This window comes from Aeromonas sp. R10-1 (assembly GCF_040908465.1).
GTDB lineage: Bacteria > Pseudomonadota > Gammaproteobacteria > Enterobacterales > Aeromonadaceae > Aeromonas > Aeromonas caviae.
Window position 1 is genome coordinate 26,895 of the sequence record NZ_JBFODT010000033.1, and the last position, 18,835, is coordinate 45,729.

Genomic DNA, 18,835 nt, shown 5'->3' on the forward strand with positions numbered 1-18,835 from the left:
CCAGGGAAGGGCGCCGCATGAAGAGGCGCCATCGGGCAGCGCTGCATCATACGTGAAGCCTGCGCACACTCACAGCCTCCTGTTGCCCCACGGAAACGCCCACGGCGGCGTCTGCGCCACGGAATCCGCGCTCATCCGCTCCCGCCTGCGGGGTTCATCAAGAAAAATTTTTGCAAAAGTGGATTACCGCAAAACCATAGGCCCAGACCGCGCCCCATCAAGGATCCGCAGGGCGTTGAGGATCTGCAAAGAAGGATCTTTTTTGCGGGGTTTTACAGTTTGGTGGGACTCTGGATAGCTGCGCTGGAAATGTAACTCATTGAATATATTGGGGATGGCGTACTTTACGCGAACAGAAGAATCATCAGTAAGGTTCTATGCCACTACCATGAAAACAAAAAACATTTTATTTTTCAATTTGATAGAAGGTGATAGACATCACCTGATAACTGAACTCTTGAAGTCCAGTCTAGTCACATTCCAACTACTGACTCACATTTGCATTCATCAAAGTATCGGTACAATAGCAGACATGTTTGAAGCTCTAATGTCTTACGTAGGGATATATGAAGAAGAAAAAAGAAATCAACTGGGAATTTTGGCGTTGGTTAAGACAACACCTAAAACAAGCACGAAATTCTCCTCAGCCAGAGGAGCCCAAAACCAAAATTGCCACATTCCTGACCTCGGTATTTGCAGCGATTCCAATCATAACCGCTGGTATCTACTTATCTGGGATTGCGTATCATTTTGGCGAATCTCTTTTCGATGGGTTAAATATTTTTGAGTTTCCGTGGCCTGCGGACCTGACCCTCGCCTGGGGATATATTCAATGGTTAGACGCCAGTAAGACCTATCTCAAGCCAGTGTTCTGGGGGATTGGTACCATTATACTCGTAATAGTAGTTCTATTTTTCTGCGTCGGAATACGGCTCAGATGGGCTTGGTATTGTCATCGCCTTTTTTCTATGCGTCTTCCAAAGGTAAAGAAATTTCTACGTAGAAGAGCAAAAGTGCCAACCCCTAGGCTCTTTATCTTCTTCATTTGGCTGAAAATTATCTATGATCGATTTGCTATTTTGATCATACCAGCGCTGCTTGTTCTCTTACCTGCATTTTATAGCTTCAATGAAGGAATCAACTCTGCCCAAGCAAGGGCAAATAGGTTGGAAAACGGTCATTTGACTACCGAGGATGCCAAGGCATTATCACCTCTTCTTAGCGGAAAACCTCACATCCGTTTGATATGTAATAGTGTTCATTGCGCCTATAGGCTAAAAGGCGGAAAAGTACAGCTCATACGCCACGATCAGGTCGAACAGGTGACCTGGATGGTCCCCAAAGACACTTCAGATAACTCATCGAAAGAAAGCAGCACAGAGAAATAACACAGCTCAAAAGTGATAATTCTTTATGTCCTTCAACTGCTGACCAAAAAAAGGCCCCAAAATATGGGGCCTTCTACTAGCTGTTTGGTACCTAGGTCAGTGAGCCGCCAACTCACGAAAAAGGTCTGGCTTATCCTGGATAAGCCCCAACACTTTGGCAGCCAATCCCGTTGGATTGCGGCGCCGGGTTTCCCAGCTTTTGACCGTATCCACACTCGTTCCCAGTGCTTGGGCAAACTCCTGTTGCGATACCTTGAGGGCCAGGCGAATGGCCTTGACGTCAGCGACCTCGTATTTGGTCCGTGCAGCAGGCTCTACGCGACCCTGCTTGATCTCGACAGCCTCTTCCAGGGAAGCCTTCAGTTCGTCAAACATATTCATATCAAACCTCCCCTTTCAGTAACGTGGTCAATTTCTTCAGCTCTGCCTTTTCTGCAGCAGTGAGGCTCTCTTTCTCACTCTTTGCATACGCCAGTACCAGGTAAATCGTCTCTACAGTTGCCAAGAAGTAGATCACCCTGGCACTGCCACTTTTCCCTTGCTGGCCTGTTGCCATTCGAACTTTTCGCAAGCCACCAGTACCTTGGATCAAGTCGCCTTTCTCTGGCTGGGCAATCAGCTCGACTTGCAGTGCTCTTAGCTCATCGTCTGTCGCTAAGGCTTTTATCTGTCTGGTGAAGATAGACGTCTCAATAAATTCAATCGCGTGACTCACGCATCACTCACTCTGAGCATTCATCATGGTGTACATAGTACACACGACGAGTCAGCAAGGCAACATGGCCACTCTGGCTGTGCCACCCCCTTGCAGCCAATACGCCCACCAGGCTCTCAGCCTACGATGGCATCGAGCAAAATGAATGGGGCAATATGTGGACATTAAAAACAAAAAAGCCATATAAAACAGCTAATTACAGATACAAAAAAGGAGGCCTGAGCCTCCTTTATTTTTATAACAGAGCTGGATTAGACCAGAGCTGCTTTAGCTTTTTCAACCAGGGCGGTGAAAGCCAGCTTGTCGTGCACGGCGATATCGGACAGGATCTTGCGATCGATCTCGATGGAAGCCTTCTTCAGACCGTCGATCAGACGGCTGTAGGACAGGCCGTTCTGACGGGCTGCAGCGTTGATACGCGCAATCCACAGTTGACGGAACTGACGCTTCTTCTGGCGACGGTCACGGTAGGCATACTGACCAGCTTTGGTTACCGCTTGTACCGCTACGCGGTAGACACGGGAACGGGCGCCGTAGTAACCCTTGGCGGCTTTCATTACTTTCTTGTGACGAGCGCGAGCGGTCACACCACGTTTAACTCTTGGCATTTTTCACATCCCCCCTTATGCGTACGGCAGACAAGCGACAACACGTTTGTGGTCGGCAGCGGAAACAAAGAACTTCGGTCCCAGCTGACGCTTACGCTTGCTGCTCTTCTTGGTCAGGATGTGACGCAGGTGGTTGTGCTTGCACTTGAAGCGACCTGAGCCAGTCTTCTTGAAGCGCTTTGCCGCGCCCCGGTTGGTTTTCATCTTCGGCATTTCATACTCCGCATTGTGAGTGACAACAAAATCGCAAGGCGAACCGACTCATGGGGCCAGCCCCATGAGTCAATTTCTTGTGGGCCTTAAGATTTCTTCTTGGGTGCGAGGACCATCACAGCTTGACGGCCTTCGACTTTCGGGAACGATTCGACTACGGCCAGCTCTTCCAGATCGTTCTTGACGCGCTCGAGAACCTTGATACCAAGATCCTGGTGGGCCATTTCACGACCACGGAAGCGCAGGGTGACCTTTGCCTTGTCCCCGTCTTCCAGAAAGCGAACCAGGTTGCGTAGTTTTACCTGATAGTCGCCTTCGTCTGTGCCAGGACGGAATTTGATTTCCTTGACCTGGACGACTTTCTGCTTTTTCTTCTGTTCTTTGGTGGTCTTGCTCTTTTCGTAGAGGAATTTGCCGTAATCCATGATCCGGCAAACGGGCGGCTCAGCGTTCGGACTGATCTCGACCAGATCCACTCCGGCCTCAAGGGCCAAGTTCAGGGCATCCTGGATGGAGGTGATGCCAATGGCTTCACCATCCAGACCAGTCAGACGAACTTCTTTCAGACGGATCTCTTCATTGATCCGGTGAGCGCGGGCTTGCGGTTGCTTGCCCAGTTTTTTTCCGCCTTTTATAGCTTATTCCTCCACTTTCTTTTGTCCGCGGGTCTGAACTTCCTGGGTCAACAGAGCAATCAGCTCTTCAACAGGATAAGAGCCCAGGTCAGCCCCTTTACGAGTACGCACTGCAATCTTGCCGGCTTCTACTTCTTTGTCGCCGCAGACCAGCATGAAGGGTACTCGCTTCAAAGTATGCTCGCGGATTTTAAAGCCAATCTTCTCATTTCTCAAGTCCGCTTTTGCGCGAAGGCCCGCATCATTCAATGCCTTGGCAACTTTCACAGCATAATCGGCCTGGTTATCCGTGATATTCATGACCACGGCCTGGGTCGGCGCCAGCCAGGTCGGGAACAGACCGGCGTACTCTTCCGTCAGGATCCCGATGAAGCGCTCCAGCGAACCCAGAATGGCGCGGTGGATCATCACGGGGATGTGGCGCTCGTTGTCTTCGCCCACATAGGTGGCGCCAAGACGGCCCGGCAGGGCAAAGTCGAGCTGCACGGTACCACACTGCCAGGCACGATCAAGGCAATCGTGCAGGGTGAACTCGATCTTGGGACCGTAGAAAGCCCCCTCGCCCGGTTGCAGGTCGTACTTCAGGCCGTTGAGTTCCAGCGCCTCGGCCAGCGCGGCCTCGGCACGATCCCAGGCTTCATCAGAGCCGATACGCTGCTCCGGACGGGTCGAGAGCTTCACCACGATGTTTTCGAAACCGAAGGTACCGTAGACGTCATAGACCATGCGGATGCACGCAGACACCTCTTCCATGATCTGCTCTTCGGTACAGAAGATGTGGGCGTCATCCTGGGTGAAACCCCGTACCCGCATCAGGCCATGCAGGGAGCCTGACGGCTCGTTGCGGTGGCAGGAGCCGAACTCGGCCATGCGCAGCGGCAGATCGCGGTAGGATTTCAGACCCTGGTTGAAAATCTGCACGTGACCCGGGCAGTTCATCGGCTTGATCGCGTACTCGCGGTTTTCGGACTGGGTGGTGAACATGGCCTGGGCGTATTTCTCCCAGTGACCTGAACGCTCCCACAGCACGCGATCCATCATGAAGGGGCCTTTCACCTCCTGATAGTCGTACTCTTTGAGCTTGCCGCGGATGAAGGTTTCCAGCTCGCGGAAAATGGTCCAGCCATCGTTGTGCCAGAACACCATGCCCGGCGCTTCTTCCTGCATGTGGTACAGGTCGAGCTGCTTGCCGATCTTGCGGTGGTCGCGCTTGGCGGCCTCTTCCAGACGCTGCAAATAGGCCTTGAGCTGCTTCTTGTCGGCCCAAGCGGTGCCGTAGATGCGCTGCAGCATCTTGTTGTTGGAGTCGCCGCGCCAGTAGGCGCCGGACATCTTCTGCAACTTGAAATGCTGGCAATGACGCATGTTGGGCACGTGCGGGCCGCGACACATGTCGATGTACTCTTCGTGATGATACAGACCGGGCTGGTCATCACGGGCAATGTTCTGATCCAAGATCTCGACCTTATAGGTCTCGCCACGGGCTTCGAACACGTCGCGCGCTTCCTGCCAGGAGACCTTCTTCTTGATGACGTCGTAATCCTTAGCGGCCAGCGCCAGCATGCGCTCTTCCAGTGCAGCCAGATCTTCGTCGGTCAGGGTGCGGTCGAGATCGATGTCGTAGTAGAAACCGTTGTCGATGACGGGACCGATGGCCATCTTGGTCTGGGGCCAGAGTTGCTTGATGGCATGACCCAGCAGGTGAGCACAGGAGTGGCGCAGAATGTCCAGACCTTCTTCGTCTTTGGCGGTGATGATGGCCAGGGAGGCATCGGCTTCGATCAGCTCGCAGGCATCCACCAGTTCACCGTTTACCCGACCGGCAATGCACGCCTTGGCGAGACCGGGACCGATGTCCGCGGCCACATCCATGACGGAAACGGCGTGGGCAAATTGACGTTGGCTGCCGTCAGGCAGAGTAATGATTGGCATTAGGTGTTTCCTTATACAGTGGTGACCCCTACCAAAGGCCACATGCAGGTTGGAGAAACCCTTTCATGTCCAGCTGTTCACTCCCGAGTTTCACCGTTCACAATACGGTTGGTACACGGCAGTGGCACACCATATGGCGTGTGCAAGGCCATCCATTGAGAGGTACAGCGGGGGATTGTATCAGACGCGACAACCCAGACAAGCTGTCTTGGCGATTTTGCATACCGTCTAAGCGCGGGTGTCAACCAGTCCTACTTGCGAGGGCGCCCTTCTGCTGCCATACCCTGTACCAGATTGAGGCGTCAGCCAAAGCAAGGAGAGCATGATGTACACCTACGACATTTCATTTCCGGAGCATGCAGAAAAGCTGGTTCATCCGGATCACCTTCTCACGACTCACTGTCCCGTCCATATTGGTGAGCTGGTGATCCTGGGCGATGGCAGCAAGCGGGAGGTATGCAGCATCGTCCACAGTGCCGAGCGCAGTACCCTCTATGTCACGGACGTGACGCCCGGCAAAGTCACCGCCAGCCGTTGATCCCTAACCGGCGTTCAGAAAAGAGTGGCCATTGAAATCGAAGGCGCTGCGTCCCTCCTCGGCCAGCGCCATCTCCTGCAATACCTGGAGTGCCATCTTGTTGCCCTTTTGCGAGGCCTGATAGAGCCACTGCTTCGCCTCGGCCAGTTCAACCCGCCCGTTGACCCCCATCAGGTGCAGGATGCCCACCTTCAGCATGGCGGGCACATCACCGTTCCTGGCTGCCAGCTCCATCCAGCGAAACGCCTCGTGCAGATCCCGCTTCACCCCGGCCCCGCGCAGATAGACCTCTCCCAGCCGATACTGGCCGAAAGCGTCCCCCGCCTGCGCAGCCTGACGATAGAGTCGGATGGCGCGATCCATATCCTGCTCGCTCCCCTGCCCCACTTCATGGCTCCAACCCATCAGCGCCTGTGCCCGTGGCTGGCCCTGCTCCGCCAGGGGCGACCAGATCCGGGTCGCCTCATCAAAGTGCCCTGTCCGCCAGGCGCGGTTGGCCGCCGCCAGCTCCTGCTCGGTGGAGAGCGGGATCAGACGCCAGATGACCAGCGCAATGAGGGCGATGAAGAGCCAGCGGGCGATAGTAGGTTGCATGACATTTTCCGTGATCTGGTTCGCATTTCGTCTATGTAAACGAAATGTAGCAACAGATCAAGCAGGAGATCACCCGGGTTCACCCTCTTTCATGGGGTCGCTCTTTGCGAACTTGCAGTTTGACGGGCGACACAGCAAAATAACTGTATATATAAACAGTGAATTGGTGATGTGATGGCAGGACGAGGCGCGAACCACAATGTCGAGCACCGCTTCAGCGGCCCGCAAATCGAAACTGTTGACGACGGCTGGAGTCAGAGCGACTGGGACGCGGCATTTGCCGCCAGCGCTCCCCGCACCAAGGTGACGGAGATCAGCGCCCGCAGCATCATCAGCTACAACGATTCGCCGGATCTTCCCTTCGGTCGCTCCATCAATCCCTATCAGGGGTGCGAGCATGGCTGCATCTACTGCTATGCCAGACCCAGCCACGCCTACCTTGAGCTCTCCCCCGGGCTGGATTTCGAGAGCAAGCTGTTTGCCAAAATCAATGCTGCCGAGCTGCTGCGACGGGAGTTTGCCAAACCAGCCTATCAGCCACAAACCATCGTGCTGGGGGCCAATACCGATCCCTATCAACCCATCGAGCACCACTATCGCCTGACTCGTGAACTCCTGACGGTGATGCTGGCTCATCGCCATCCGGTAGGGCTCATCACCAAGAGCGCCATGATCCTGCGCGACCTCGATCTGCTGACCGAGCTGGCCCGGGAAGGGTTATGCCAGGTGATGGTGTCGGTCACCACCCTCAATGAGACGCTGAGGCGACAGCTGGAGCCCAGGGCCAGCACGGGGGTTGGGCGGATCAAGGTGATCGAACGACTGGCCAAGGCCGGTGTGCCGGTCGGCGTGCTCGCCGCCCCCATGATCCCCAGGCTCAACGAGCCGGAACTGGAACAGATCATCAAGGCCGCCGTCGACGCCGGGGCGGGCTGTGCGGATTACATCTTGCTGCGATTGCCCCACGAGCTCACCACCCTCTTTTGCGACTGGCTCGATACGCACTATCCCGGCCAGAAAGAGGCGATCCTCAACCAGCTGCGGGCAAGCCGGGGTGGCGCACTCAACAGCGCCACCTTTGGCAGCCGCATGCGAGGTGAAGGGCAGTTTGCCGACCTGCTCGCCCAGCGCTTTCGCCTGATCAGCAGGCGGCTGCAACTGGGCAAGCGCCATATAGCACTCAATACAGCCGCCTTCATCCGCCCGGGCGAGCAGTTGCGTCTGTTCTGAGCGCCGTCAGCCCCGTGGTCTCGGCGGGCAGCTCCCCGCTGGGTGGCGCTGTGCAATCAGCTCCGCAGGCAGGCGGGATGGCTCGTGCGCCACCTCCTCCTCATCCACCCTAAGGCGCACCTTCTCCTGCCCTCCCCACATCCGGCTCCACCAGATCTCCCACATTACCCAGCTCGTCATAACAGTGCTCCTGGCAAGCGATGCCTGCCTCTGTGGTGGCCTCATTCAACGCAGGCAGCATGGCTGGCCGTCATGACAGGGCCATGACAGTCGAGTGAAGGAATCGTGTTGATGCGATGGGACCAACCCTGCATATCAGGAAGATGATGCCGTGGCAGGCAGGGCTGCATGCACGGCAGACGGAGCCTGGCAGCAGAAAAGAGGGCGCCAGGGCAAGCACAGGGACGGGGAGAGCCTGCGGTGAGGCGGACAAAAAAAGAGCGACCATCAAGGTCGCTCTTTTGCACCGGACAAAGGGGGACGATTACTCGTCGCCCGCCTCCCCGGTATCGACGGCGCCAGCGTCCGCTGCGGTGTCGGTGCCTTCAGACACCTCCCCTTCAACAGCCAGGGCCTCGGTTTCCTCTTCGTCGCTCTCGGCAACGCGCTGCAGGCCGACCACGGTCTCGTCTTCACCGGTACGGATCAGACGCACACCGCCGGTGTTGCGGCCGATGACGCTCACCTCGGACACCCGGGTACGAACCAGGGTACCGCCGTTGGTGATCAGCATGATCTGGTCGGTATCTTCGACCTGGATCGCATCGATCACCTTGCCGTTGCGCTCATCCACCTTGATGGAGATGACGCCCTGGGTACCACGGCTCTTGGTCGGGTACTCGTCCAGCGCGGTGCGCTTGCCGTAACCGTTCTCGGTGGCGGTGAGGATGGCACCATCACCACGGGGCACGATGAGGGAGACCACCTTGTCACCGGCGCCGAGCTTGATGCCACGCACGCCAGCAGCGGTACGACCCATGGGACGTACGCCCTTGAAGGTGCCCTTGCTTTCGGTGCCTTCGCCGTTGTCACTGCCGTCATCGTCGTTGCCGGCGTCGTCATCGGTGTCGGCCTCGTCAGTGGCATCGGCATCGGCGCGACCGCTGCCTTCCGCGAAGCGAACCACCTTGCCCGCATCGGAGAAGAGCATGATCTCGTTGCTGCCATCGGTGATGTCTACCCCGATCAGCTCATCACCCTCTTTGAGGTTGATGGCACGGATACCGGAGGAGAGCGGACGGCTGAAGTCGGACAGGCTGGTCTTCTTCACGGTGCCGTTGGCGGTGGCGAAGAAGACATACTTGTCGGCGTCATATTCTTTCACCGGCAGGATGGCGGTGATGCGCTCACCCTCATCCAGCGGCAGCAGGTTGATGATCGGACGACCGCGGGCGCCACGGGACGCTTCCGGCAGCTGATACACCTTGAGCCAGTAGACCTTGCCACGGGTGGAGAAGCACAGAATGGTGTCGTGGGTGTTGGCCACCAGCAGACGCTCCACAAAGTCCTCTTCCTTGATCCGGGTGGCCGACTTGCCACGACCACCGCGGCGTTGGGCCTCGTAGTCGGAGAGCGGCTGATACTTCACATAGCCCTGGTGAGACAAGGTAACAACCACGTCTTCCGGGGTGATCAGATCTTCGATGTTGATCTCGGCACTGGACATGCTGATCTCGGTGCGACGCTCGTCGCCGTACTGCTCGCGCACGGCAAGCAGCTCGTCACGGATCACTTCCATCAGGCGTTCCGGGCTTGCCAGGATGTGCAGCAGCTCGGCGATGAGATCCAGCAGAGATTGGTACTCTTCCAGGATCTTCTCGTGCTCGAGGCCGGTCAGCTTGTGCAGACGCAGGTCAAGGATGGCCTGGGCCTGGATCTCGGTCAGGAAGTACTGCCCTTCACGGATGCCGAACTCCGGCTCCAGCCACTCGGGGCGAGCCGCGTCGTCGCCCGCTTTTTCCAGCATGGCGGCCACGTTGCCGAGCTCCCAGCCCTTGGCTACCAGGGCGGCTTTCGCATCCGCCGGGGTCGCACTGTGGCGAATGAGCTCGATGATGGGGTCGATGTTGGCCAATGCCACCGCCAACCCTTCCAGGATGTGCGCCCGATCCCGCGCCTTGCGCAGCTCGAACACGGTCCGGCGGGTCACCACTTCACGGCGGTGCAGCAGGAACGCATCCAGGATCTCTTTGAGGTTCATCACCTTGGGCTGGTTGTTGTCCAGCGCCACCATGTTGATGCCGAACGTGGTCTGCATCTGGGTGTGCTTGTAGAGATTGTTCAGCACAATCTCGCCGGACTCGCCGCGCTTGATCTCGATGACGATGCGCATACCGTCCTTGTCGGACTCATCGCGCAGGGCGCTGATGCCCTCGATTTTCTTCTCTTTGACCAGCTCGGCGATCTTCTCGATCAGGCGAGCCTTGTTCACCTGATAGGGGATCTCGTGGACGATGATGGTCTCGCGACTGGTCTTCTCGTCCACCTCCACTTCAGCCTTGGCCCGCACATAGACGGAGCCGCGACCGGTACGGTACGCCTGCACGATGCCGGAACGACCGTTGATGATGCCGCCGGTGGGGAAATCCGGGCCGGTGACATGGGTCATCAGCTCGTCAATGGTGAGGTCGCCGTTTTCGATCAGCGCCAGGCAACCGTTGACAATCTCGGTGAGGTTGTGAGGCGGGATGTTGGTCGCCATGCCCACCGCGATACCGGAGGAGCCGTTGACCAGCAAGGTGGGGACCTTGGTGGGCATGACAGCCGGGATCATCTCGGTGCCGTCGTAGTTCGGCACCCAGTCCACGGTCTCTTTGTCCAGATCGGCCAGCAGCTCGTGGGAGATGCGCGCCATCCGCACTTCGGTGTAACGCATGGCCGCGGCGTTGTCGCCGTCCACCGAACCGAAGTTGCCCTGACCGTCGACCAGCATGTAGCGCATGGAGAAATCCTGCGCCATCCGGACGATGGTGTCATACACGGCGATGTCGCCGTGCGGGTGATATTTACCGATTACGTCACCGACCACACGGGCCGATTTCTTGTAGGGCTTGTTCCAGTCGTTCCCCAGCTCGTTCATTGCATACAGAACGCGGCGGTGAACCGGTTTCAAGCCATCACGCACATCCGGCAGAGCTCGTCCTACGATCACGCTCATGGCGTAATCCAGATAGGAACTCTTGAGCTCTTCTTCGATGTTGACCGGCGTGATCTCTCTGGCCAGATCGCTCATAGAAAGCCTTAATCCCTAATTAGTTGTTCTTTGGCTTAAACAGCGCGACATGGTAACACACTGAGCCAAATACATTAAGCCACAAATCCGATGAGCACATCGGGCTGGTGCGACGAGGTCGGTCCGTTATAATGCGCGCCAGGACAATAGATTGCGCGCGCCCAGCCCGCTGCGCGCCTTGCCACAGGATCATCAAAACATGAATAGTGATGCCAATGTCGATCTGACAGAAATCGCCAAATTTGAAGCCATCGCCTCCCGCTGGTGGGACATGGAGGGCGAATTCAAGCCGCTGCATCAAATCAACCCGGTGCGCCTTGACTGGATCACCGACAAGAGCGGCGGCCTGTTTGGCAAGCGCGTGCTCGACATCGGCTGCGGTGGCGGCATCCTCTCCGAGAGCATGGCCCGCCGAGGGGCCCGGGTCACCGGCATCGACATGGGCAAGGAGCCCCTCGGCGTCGCCCGCCTCCACGCGCTGGAACAAGGTGTGGAGCTCGAGTACCGCCAGATCACCGCCGAAGCCCACGCCGATGAAGTGCCGGGCCAGTATGACGTAGTCACCTGCATGGAGATGCTGGAGCACGTGCCGGACCCGGCCTCGGTGCTGCGCGCCATCGCCACCCTGGTACGGCCGGGGGGCAAGGTGTTCGTCTCCACCATCAACCGCAACCCGAAAGCCTATCTGATGATGATCCTCGGGGCCGAGTACCTGATGAAGATGGTCCCCAAGGGCACTCACGATCACAAGAAGTTCATCACCCCCGCCGAACTGTGTCGCATGGGGGAAGCGGCGGGCCTCCTAGTGCGGGACATGAGCGGCGTTCACTACGCCCCGCTCTCCAACAGCTTCAAGCTCGGCAAGAATGTCGACGTCAACTACATGGTGGCGTTCGAGCGCCCGGAGCAAGGCTGATGAGCACACCTCACCCGATGCCCCTTGGCTGCGTGCTGTTTGATCTGGACGGCACCCTGCTCGACACCGCGCCAGACCTTGGCGCCGCCGTCAATCACGTGCTGATAAGCGAAGGCTTTGCCCCGCTCTCTGACGACATCATCCGTCAGACCACCTCCCACGGGGCCCTCGGGCTGCTCAGGGCAGGTCTTGGGGACGAGCTGCTGGAGGAGCTGGGGGCCACCCGCCTTCGCACCGCCCTGCTCGACTACTACGCCGCCAACCTCTGCGTCGGCACCCGCCCCTATGAGGGGATGGTGGATCTCATCGAGTGGCTCGACGAGAAAAAGCTGCCCTGGGGCATTGTCACCAACAAGCCGGGTTTTCTCACCGAACCGCTCCTGGCAGCCCTGCCTGAACTCGCCAGTTGCGGCGTGACCGTGAGCGCCGACACCCTGCCGGTACGCAAGCCCGACCCCGCCCCCATGTTCTTTGCCTGCGAGCGCCTCGGCATCGCGGCGAGCCAGTGTCTCTATGTGGGGGATCACGTGCGCGACATCGAGGCTGGCCGCAATGCCGGCATGCGTACCGCGGTGGCTGGCTGGGGTTATCTCAATGATGACGAGGATCCGGCCCTCTGGGGCGCCGATCTTCACTTTGATACCGTGCAGGCCCTGCACCACTGGCTGCGTTACGAGCTGAGCTGACACGTTCATTGCCCATGACCGACAAAGCATCCGGATAGAGGTGGATCTGCGGGACAACTTTGATGATGTCCCGATGGCAGTGCGGGCATCGGCCCCGACGCGCAGCTCCCCCCGCAGCACACCAGAGGGATCCCGGACGATCCCTCTTTTTACGGGCTTGGCAACCCCCCGAACGGCGCAACAGGACACCTTTTGACCCTGACTGCACAAGGGATGAGCAGGCCGGATTTGCTAGTAAAAACACCCTGCTTTCGCAAGCAAAAAAAGTTATTTTAATTTTCCATCTTCGATCGCCGGACTTGCATTTGACGGATCGGACGGATGAAAACCCGTTCGCTGTGAGCGTCCACTAACTCCCGTCCCGACACCCACAATTTATCCACAGCTAATGCGTTATCCACAGATTGCATTACCGCATCGACCTCACTATCTTGTAGTTCGCATTAAAAATAACACTACATCTTGTGATTCATCGCACAATCCCTGCCCAGTTTCCCTCGACAGACGGAGCCGGGTTGCGCCATTGTGCGATGGCTTTTCGGGAATCAACCGATACCGGCAGGTATCAATGAAAGGGGTCATCAGCCAATGAACTTGTTTGTGACGAAGCGTAACGGACACAAAGAACCCATCGATCTGGATAAAATTCACCGTGTGCTCGACTGGGCTGCCGAGAAACTCGACAACGTGTCGGTCTCCCAGGTGGAGCTCAAGTCCCACATCCAGTTCTATGACGGTATCCGTACCGCCGACATCCACGAGACCATCATCAAGGCTGCTGCTGACCTCATCTCCGAGCAAAGCCCGGACTACCAGTACATGGCTGCCCGTCTGGCCATCTTCCACCTGCGCAAGAAGGCCTACGGCCAGTTCGAGCCGCCCCACCTGTATCAGCACGTCGCCAGACTGGTGGACATGGGCAAGTACGACAAGCACCTGCTGGAAGACTACACCCAGGCGGAATTTGAGGAGCTGAACGGCTACCTCGATCACTGGCGCGACATGGACTTCTCCTACGCGGCGGTCAAGCAGCTCGAAGGCAAGTACCTGGTACAGAACCGCGTCACCGGCGAGATCTACGAGAGCCCGCAGTTCCTCTACATCCTGGTAGCAGCCTGCCTCTTCTCCAAGTATCCGAAAGATACCCGTCTGGACTACATCAAGCGCTTCTATGATGCGGTCTCGACCTTCAAGATCTCCCTGCCGACCCCGATCATGAGCGGCGTGCGCACCCCGACCCGCCAGTTCAGCTCCTGCGTGCTGATCGAGTGTGACGACAGCCTGGATTCCATCAATGCCACCGCCAGCGCCATCGTGCGCTACGTGTCCCAGCGCGCCGGCATCGGCATCAACGCCGGCCGCATCCGTGGTCTGGGCAGCCCCATCCGTGGCGGCGAAGCCTTCCACACCGGCTGCATCCCCTTCTACAAATACTTCCAGACGGCGGTGAAGTGCTGCTCCCAGGGCGGCGTGCGCGGCGGTGCGGCCACCCTGTTCTACCCGCTGTGGCACACCGAGGTGGAGAGCCTGCTGGTACTGAAAAACAACCGCGGCGTGGAAGAGAACCGGGTCCGTCACATGGACTACGGCGTGCAGATCAACAAGCTGATGTACCAGCGCCTCATCAAGGGCGGCGACATCACCCTGTTCTCCCCGTCCGATGCACCCGGCCTCTATGACGCCTTCTTCGCGGACCAGGACAAGTTCGAAGCGCTCTACGTCAAGTACGAGCAGGATCCGGCCATTCGCAAGAAGACCCTCAAGGCGGTGGATCTCTTCTCCCTGATGATGCAGGAGCGCGCCGGCACCGGCCGCATCTACATCCAGAACGTGGATCACTGCAACACCCACAGCCCGTTCGATCCGAGCGTGGCGCCGGTACGCCAGTCCAACCTCTGCCTCGAGATTGCGCTGCCCACCAAGCCGCTCAACAACGTGGATGACGAGGACGGCGAGATTGCCCTGTGCACCCTCTCCGCCTTCAACCTGGGCGCCATCGAGAAGCTGGAAGATCTGGAAGAGATGGCCGAACTGGCCGTGCGCGCTCTGGACGCCCTGCTCGACTATCAGGACTACCCGCTTAAGGCCGCGATGAAGGGCAGCATGAACCGCCGTACCCTGGGGATCGGCGTCATCAACTACGCCTACTACCTGGCGAAGAACGGTGCCCGCTACTCCGATGGTTCCGGTCTGGCCCTGACCCACCGCACCTTCGAGGCGATCCAGTACTACCTGCTGAAGGCCTCCGTGCAACTGGCCCGCGAGTTCGGCCCCTGCCCGGCCTTCAACGAGACCACCTATGCCCAGGGTATCCTGCCCATCGATACCTATAAAAAGGATCTGGACACCCTGTGCAATGAACCCCTGCACCTGGACTGGGAAACCTTGCGCGAAGAGATCAAGACCGTGGGTCTGCGCAACTCCACCCTGACCGCCCTGATGCCGAGCGAGACCTCCAGCCAGATCTCCAACGCCACCAACGGCATCGAGCCGCCCCGCGGCCTGGTGTCGGTGAAAGCCTCCAAGGACGGCATCCTCAAGCAGGTGGTGCCGGAGTACCACCGCCTGAAGGATCAGTACGAACTGCTGTGGAAACAGCCGAGCGTCGACGGTTACCTGCAGCTGGTCGGCATCATGCAGAAGTTCGTGGATCAGGCGATCTCCGCCAACACCAACTACGACCCTGCCCGCTTCGAAGGCAACAAGGTGCCGATGAAGCAGTTGCTCAAAGACTTGCTGACCGCCTACAAATACGGTCTCAAGACCCTCTACTATCACAACACCCGTGATGGTGCCGACGACACCCAGACCGATCTGCAAGATGACGGCTGCGCTGGCGGGGCTTGCAAGATCTAACCGCGAAACGCACTGATAAACCGGGCGGGAGCATCAAGCTCCCGCCCTCCTGTTTTCCCTATTTCACGGCATTCTAACCATGGCTTACTCTACTTTTTGCCAGACCCAAAACGATCAGCTCAAGGAGCCGATGTTCTTCGGCCAGTCGGTCAACGTGGCCCGTTATGACCAGCAAAAGCACGACATCTTCGAGCGGCTGATCGAGAAGCAGCTCTCCTTCTTCTGGCGCCCGGAAGAGGTGGACGTCTCCCACGACCGCATCGACTTCCAGGCTCTGCCGCCCCACGAGCAGCACATCTTCATCTCCAACCTGAAGTACCAGACCCTGCTGGATTCCATTCAGGGCCGCAGCCCCAACGTGGCCCTGCTGCCCCTGGTCTCCATTCCGGAGCTGGAGACCTGGATCGAGACCTGGGCCTTCTCCGAGACCATCCACTCTCGCTCCTACACCCATATCATCCGCAACATCGTCAACAACCCGGGCCAGGTGTTCGACGACATCGTGACCAACGAGCAGATCTTGAAGCGCGCCGGCTCCATCAGCCACTTCTATGACGATCTCATCGAGGCCACCTCCGTCTATCACCTGCACGGTGAGGGGACCCACCGGATCGGGGATCGCGACGTCACCATCAGCCTGCGGGAGCTCAAGAAGAAGCTCTACCTGTGCCTGATGAGCGTCAACGCCCTCGAAGCAATCCGCTTCTACGTGAGCTTCGCCTGCTCCTTCGCCTTCGCCGAGCGCGAGCTGATGGAAGGCAACGCCAAGATCATCAAGATGATCGCCCGTGACGAAGCGCTGCACCTGACCGGCACCCAGCACATGCTGAACCTGATGCGCAGCGGCAACGACGACCCCGACATGGCGGAGATCGCCGTCGAGTGCGAGCAGGCCTGCTTCGAGCTGTTCAAGGAAGCGGCCCTGCAGGAGAAGGAGTGGGCCGAGTACCTGTTCCAGGACGGCTCCATGATCGGCCTGAACAAGGACATCCTCTGCCAGTACGTGGAATACATCACCAACCTGCGCATGGCGGCCGTCGGCCTGCAACCGGCCTTTGCCGGCACCAAGCAGAACCCCATCCCCTGGATCAACACCTGGCTCTCCTCCGACAACGTGCAGGTGGCGCCCCAGGAAGTGGAAGTAAGCTCCTATCTGGTGGGTCAGATAGACAGTGAAGTGCACGCCGACGATCTGGGTGACTTCGAGCTGTGATGCAAGGCGACCTCTGCTGGCAGACCATGATGCGAGAGAGCGACGTCCGTGAGTGACGCCACAGCCACCCTGAACGCGCCCCTGCATACCGCCACCACGGCGCCTGAGGGGCAAGCCCCCCAGGTACAGACCCTGGACGGTGTGCTGCACCCCCATCCCGGCGAAAGCGTGCTGGAGACCCTGGAGCGCCACGGCCATCACGTGGAGTTCCAGTGCCGCAGCGGCTATTGCGGCGCCTGCCGCACCCCGCTGCTGGCGGGCAAGGTGCACTACGCCGCCGTCCCGCTCGCCTTTGTCTCCCAGGGGGAGTGCCTCCCCTGCTGCTGCCAGCCGGTGGGCGCCATCAAGCTCGATATCCGAAAGGGCTGACGGCCCTTGTCGCCAGATCTGCCCCGCAAACAAAAAGCCGCCGGATTGCTCCGGCGGCTTTTTTCATGGGAATGTCCCGTCTCTTGAGGGAAATGAGGGGCCATGGCCCCTCTTACATTACAACCCGGGGGCGTTACAACCAGGGGGCGGCGGTCGGCCCGTGGTGCAGACCCAGCTTCCAGACCCGGCCAAAGTGCTTGTAGTGACCGGCCGCGACACCGGCCTTCTCACCCATACCGTGGTAGAGATCGAGGTGCCCCTTCTTCACCGCGCCCCCCACATCCAGCGCAATCAACAGCCGCAGCTGATGCTTGCCGGTCCAGTTGCCCTCTTTGTCCAGCAGCGGTACTTCCGCGAGGATAGGGGTGCCCATCGGCAGCAGGGTCTTGTCGGCGGCCACCGCCGCCATGGGCAACAGCGGAATGCCGGCGGCCCCCACCACGTCGTTGGTGGGACGGCGCTCGAAGAAGACATAGGAGGGGTTCTGCTCCACCAGCTCCTTCACGCTCTCTTCCGGCTGACGATTGGCCCACTCCTTGATGGCCTTCATGGACATCTGCTCCTTGGGCACTTCGCCACGGTCGATGAGCACCCGGCCAATGCTGACATAGCCGTGGCCGTTCTTGCCGCTGTAACCGAGGTACTGCAAACGGTCGTCATCGCCGTAGTGAACGAAGCCGGAACCCTGCACGTCCATCAGGAAGTTGTCGATGAGGGACTTGCTGTAGCCCAGCTCCAGCCCCCGGTTGGCCAGCGCCCCCCGGTGGATCTCGGCCCGGCTCGGGCAGCGACCGCCACAGTTGGGCATGGCATAGATGGGATACTTGTACTGGGCATCCGGGCGATGGCGCACCTCCAGCACCGGCGAGTAGTAGCCGGTGAAGAGCACGTTGCCCATGCGGTCGGCACCGCCAAGCTGGGCCAGGCTGATGCCGTACTGGGTGATATGGGCGGGATTGCCCCCATTGGCGACCCAGCGTGAGAGCTGACGGTAGAGCTCCCCATAGCGGCTCGCCATACGGCCGGAGCGTTCCATCACCATCCGGCTCTGGGGACCGAACTTGCTGTAATCGGCGCGGGCGCGGCTGTTGACCCGCTCCACCCGCACCAGATCCCCCGGCAGGGCACCATCCAGATACTGCTTGCCCAGATTCACAGGGATCTCGCAGTTCAGAAAACATCCGGATTCCGCCTTCTTCTGGGGCACCTTGACCGGTTCAGGGTTGCCCGCACAACCGGCCAGCCCCACCACGGCGGCGGCCAACCAGTACGCATGTCTATTCATATGTCCTCATATAACACCGAGTGTCTTGCACGGCGGGGAAGATGCCAAAATTGCCCGGGGAAAGCAAACGCCTTCACGCCCCTGACGACGGATTTCTCCTGCCGTGATCTTCTGGGTTATAACAAGGTGACAAGGTGTGAGAGGTCATGGATGGAACAGCTCGAAATCTTCCCGCTCCAGAGCCCCTGTGTCGGGGTCTGCGAACTGAACAACAAGGGGTATTGCAAGGGATGCCTGCGAAGCCGCGAGGAGCGTTTCAACTGGCTTGCCATGACCCCTGCCCAGCAGCAGGAGGTGATGCGCCTGTGCCGCAGCCGCAAGGCCAGGGTCGAGGCCGCTCGCCGCAAGGCGCAGGCCGCAGAGGCGGCCGATCCGCCGCCCCCGCCGGGCTGGGATTTTTAAATCCCACGTTGCCCCTCCCCCCA

The 18,835-nt window shown here is 58.7% G+C and carries 19 protein-coding genes; 9 read left to right on the top strand and 10 right to left on the bottom strand.

Going from position 1 to position 18,835, the window contains the following annotated elements; all coding sequences use genetic code 11:
* The first annotated feature begins 566 nt into the window (after window positions 1-566).
* The gene (locus AB5Y93_RS16075; protein WP_201969130.1) at window positions 567-1,388 is read left to right on the top strand and encodes a hypothetical protein; all 822 of its coding nucleotides are present in this window, start codon (window positions 567-569) and stop codon (window positions 1,386-1,388) included.
* Between the two features lie 96 nt (window positions 1,389-1,484).
* Here the strand turns inward: AB5Y93_RS16075 and nadS are convergent, their stop codons facing one another.
* From nadS to thrS, 6 genes are all read right to left on the bottom strand, one after another.
* Complete coding sequence (gene nadS, locus AB5Y93_RS16080; RefSeq protein WP_113995677.1) at window positions 1,485-1,769, bottom strand: NadS family protein; 285 nt, start codon at window positions 1,767-1,769, stop codon at window positions 1,485-1,487.
* A 1-nt stretch (window position 1,770) separates the two neighbouring features.
* Window positions 1,771-2,091: a type II toxin-antitoxin system RelE/ParE family toxin gene (locus AB5Y93_RS16085; protein ID WP_201969418.1), complete on the bottom strand. Its 321-nt coding sequence runs from the start codon at window positions 2,089-2,091 to the stop codon at window positions 1,771-1,773.
* Window positions 2,092-2,354: 263 nt separating this feature from the next.
* Entirely contained in the window at window positions 2,355-2,711 is a 357-nt protein-coding gene (rplT, locus tag AB5Y93_RS16090) for a 50S ribosomal protein L20 (RefSeq protein WP_010674800.1), read from the bottom strand.
* Window positions 2,712-2,726: 15 nt separating this feature from the next.
* Window positions 2,727-2,924 carry a 50S ribosomal protein L35 gene (gene rpmI / locus AB5Y93_RS16095; protein ID WP_005300673.1) on the bottom strand — a complete coding sequence of 66 codons (198 nt, stop codon included), beginning with the start codon at window positions 2,922-2,924 and terminating at the stop codon, window positions 2,727-2,729.
* Between the two features lie 86 nt (window positions 2,925-3,010).
* Window positions 3,011-3,541, bottom strand: coding sequence for a translation initiation factor IF-3 (gene infC / locus AB5Y93_RS16100; RefSeq protein ID WP_185219337.1), 531 nt, complete (start codon window positions 3,539-3,541; stop codon window positions 3,011-3,013).
* 21 nt (window positions 3,542-3,562) lie between these two features.
* The gene (gene thrS / locus AB5Y93_RS16105; protein WP_368229827.1) at window positions 3,563-5,491 is read right to left on the bottom strand and encodes a threonine--tRNA ligase; all 1,929 of its coding nucleotides are present in this window, start codon (window positions 5,489-5,491) and stop codon (window positions 3,563-3,565) included.
* Window positions 5,492-5,816: 325 nt separating this feature from the next.
* On the opposite strand from thrS, the gene AB5Y93_RS16110 reads away from it, so the two are divergent.
* Window positions 5,817-6,029 (top strand): hypothetical protein, encoded by a 213-nt coding sequence (locus AB5Y93_RS16110; protein WP_010674802.1) that lies wholly within the window; start codon window positions 5,817-5,819, stop codon window positions 6,027-6,029.
* A 3-nt stretch (window positions 6,030-6,032) separates the two neighbouring features.
* Here the strand turns inward: AB5Y93_RS16110 and AB5Y93_RS16115 are convergent, their stop codons facing one another.
* On the bottom strand, window positions 6,033-6,623 hold the full coding sequence (locus tag AB5Y93_RS16115) for a tetratricopeptide repeat protein (RefSeq protein ID WP_319891859.1): 591 nt from the start codon (window positions 6,621-6,623) through the stop codon (window positions 6,033-6,035).
* Between the two features lie 174 nt (window positions 6,624-6,797).
* On the opposite strand from AB5Y93_RS16115, the gene AB5Y93_RS16120 reads away from it, so the two are divergent.
* Window positions 6,798-7,853 carry a PA0069 family radical SAM protein gene (locus AB5Y93_RS16120; protein WP_324040553.1) on the top strand — a complete coding sequence of 352 codons (1,056 nt, stop codon included), beginning with the start codon at window positions 6,798-6,800 and terminating at the stop codon, window positions 7,851-7,853.
* 6 nt (window positions 7,854-7,859) lie between these two features.
* Here the strand turns inward: AB5Y93_RS16120 and AB5Y93_RS16125 are convergent, their stop codons facing one another.
* Both AB5Y93_RS16125 and gyrA read right to left on the bottom strand, forming a co-directional pair.
* Complete coding sequence (locus AB5Y93_RS16125) at window positions 7,860-8,033, bottom strand: hypothetical protein (RefSeq protein WP_164882853.1); 174 nt, start codon at window positions 8,031-8,033, stop codon at window positions 7,860-7,862.
* Between the two features lie 304 nt (window positions 8,034-8,337).
* Window positions 8,338-11,085: a DNA topoisomerase (ATP-hydrolyzing) subunit A gene (gene gyrA / locus AB5Y93_RS16130; protein WP_368229828.1), complete on the bottom strand. Its 2,748-nt coding sequence runs from the start codon at window positions 11,083-11,085 to the stop codon at window positions 8,338-8,340.
* Between the two features lie 199 nt (window positions 11,086-11,284).
* Between gyrA and ubiG the strand changes: the two genes are divergently transcribed.
* The 5 genes from ubiG (at window position 11,285) to yfaE (ending at window position 17,125) form a co-directional block, all read left to right on the top strand.
* Window positions 11,285-12,001 (top strand): bifunctional 2-polyprenyl-6-hydroxyphenol methylase/3-demethylubiquinol 3-O-methyltransferase UbiG, encoded by a 717-nt coding sequence (gene ubiG / locus AB5Y93_RS16135; protein ID WP_010674813.1) that lies wholly within the window; start codon window positions 11,285-11,287, stop codon window positions 11,999-12,001.
* The gene (locus AB5Y93_RS16140; RefSeq protein ID WP_029314563.1) at window positions 12,001-12,687 is read left to right on the top strand and encodes an HAD family hydrolase; all 687 of its coding nucleotides are present in this window, start codon (window positions 12,001-12,003) and stop codon (window positions 12,685-12,687) included. Before ubiG ends, AB5Y93_RS16140 begins: the two co-directional genes overlap by 1 nt.
* 588 nt (window positions 12,688-13,275) lie before the next feature.
* Complete coding sequence (gene nrdA, locus AB5Y93_RS16145; RefSeq protein ID WP_323925718.1) at window positions 13,276-15,543, top strand: class 1a ribonucleoside-diphosphate reductase subunit alpha; 2,268 nt, start codon at window positions 13,276-13,278, stop codon at window positions 15,541-15,543.
* Window positions 15,544-15,622: 79 nt separating this feature from the next.
* A complete protein-coding gene (nrdB, locus tag AB5Y93_RS16150; protein ID WP_368229829.1) occupies window positions 15,623-16,756 on the top strand; it encodes a class Ia ribonucleoside-diphosphate reductase subunit beta in 1,134 nt (377 codons plus the stop codon).
* A 69-nt stretch (window positions 16,757-16,825) separates the two neighbouring features.
* Entirely contained in the window at window positions 16,826-17,125 is a 300-nt protein-coding gene (gene yfaE, locus AB5Y93_RS16155; RefSeq protein WP_269472855.1) for a class I ribonucleotide reductase maintenance protein YfaE, read from the top strand.
* Between the two features lie 133 nt (window positions 17,126-17,258).
* Here the strand turns inward: yfaE and mltA are convergent, their stop codons facing one another.
* Complete coding sequence (gene mltA / locus AB5Y93_RS16160; protein WP_029314565.1) at window positions 17,259-18,410, bottom strand: murein transglycosylase A; 1,152 nt, start codon at window positions 18,408-18,410, stop codon at window positions 17,259-17,261.
* A 150-nt stretch (window positions 18,411-18,560) separates the two neighbouring features.
* On the opposite strand from mltA, the gene AB5Y93_RS16165 reads away from it, so the two are divergent.
* Window positions 18,561-18,812: a DUF1289 domain-containing protein gene (locus tag AB5Y93_RS16165; RefSeq protein ID WP_039040754.1), complete on the top strand. Its 252-nt coding sequence runs from the start codon at window positions 18,561-18,563 to the stop codon at window positions 18,810-18,812.
* Window positions 18,813-18,835: the final 23 nt, after the last annotated feature.

Excerpts from the sequence above, each read along its gene's own strand:
- AB5Y93_RS16075 (WP_201969130.1), top strand. The coding sequence starts at position 567 with ATGAAGAAGAAAAAAGAAATCAACTGGGAATTTTGGCGTTGGTTAAGA.
- nadS (WP_113995677.1), bottom strand. The coding sequence starts at position 1,769 with ATGAATATGTTTGACGAACTGAAGGCTTCCCTGGAAGAGGCTGTCGAG.
- rplT (WP_010674800.1), bottom strand. The coding sequence starts at position 2,711 with ATGCCAAGAGTTAAACGTGGTGTGACCGCTCGCGCTCGTCACAAGAAA.
- rpmI (WP_005300673.1), bottom strand. The coding sequence starts at position 2,924 with ATGCCGAAGATGAAAACCAACCGGGGCGCGGCAAAGCGCTTCAAGAAG.
- thrS (WP_368229827.1), bottom strand. The coding sequence starts at position 5,491 with ATGCCAATCATTACTCTGCCTGACGGCAGCCAACGTCAATTTGCCCAC.
- AB5Y93_RS16110 (WP_010674802.1), top strand. The coding sequence starts at position 5,817 with ATGTACACCTACGACATTTCATTTCCGGAGCATGCAGAAAAGCTGGTT.
- AB5Y93_RS16115 (WP_319891859.1), bottom strand. The coding sequence starts at position 6,623 with ATGCAACCTACTATCGCCCGCTGGCTCTTCATCGCCCTCATTGCGCTG.
- AB5Y93_RS16120 (WP_324040553.1), top strand. The coding sequence starts at position 6,798 with ATGGCAGGACGAGGCGCGAACCACAATGTCGAGCACCGCTTCAGCGGC.
- AB5Y93_RS16125 (WP_164882853.1), bottom strand. The coding sequence starts at position 8,033 with ATGACGAGCTGGGTAATGTGGGAGATCTGGTGGAGCCGGATGTGGGGA.
- gyrA (WP_368229828.1), bottom strand. The coding sequence starts at position 11,085 with ATGAGCGATCTGGCCAGAGAGATCACGCCGGTCAACATCGAAGAAGAG.
- ubiG (WP_010674813.1), top strand. The coding sequence starts at position 11,285 with ATGAATAGTGATGCCAATGTCGATCTGACAGAAATCGCCAAATTTGAA.
- AB5Y93_RS16140 (WP_029314563.1), top strand. The coding sequence starts at position 12,001 with ATGAGCACACCTCACCCGATGCCCCTTGGCTGCGTGCTGTTTGATCTG.
- nrdA (WP_323925718.1), top strand. The coding sequence starts at position 13,276 with ATGAACTTGTTTGTGACGAAGCGTAACGGACACAAAGAACCCATCGAT.
- nrdB (WP_368229829.1), top strand. The coding sequence starts at position 15,623 with ATGGCTTACTCTACTTTTTGCCAGACCCAAAACGATCAGCTCAAGGAG.
- mltA (WP_029314565.1), bottom strand. The coding sequence starts at position 18,410 with ATGAATAGACATGCGTACTGGTTGGCCGCCGCCGTGGTGGGGCTGGCC.
- AB5Y93_RS16165 (WP_039040754.1), top strand. The coding sequence starts at position 18,561 with ATGGAACAGCTCGAAATCTTCCCGCTCCAGAGCCCCTGTGTCGGGGTC.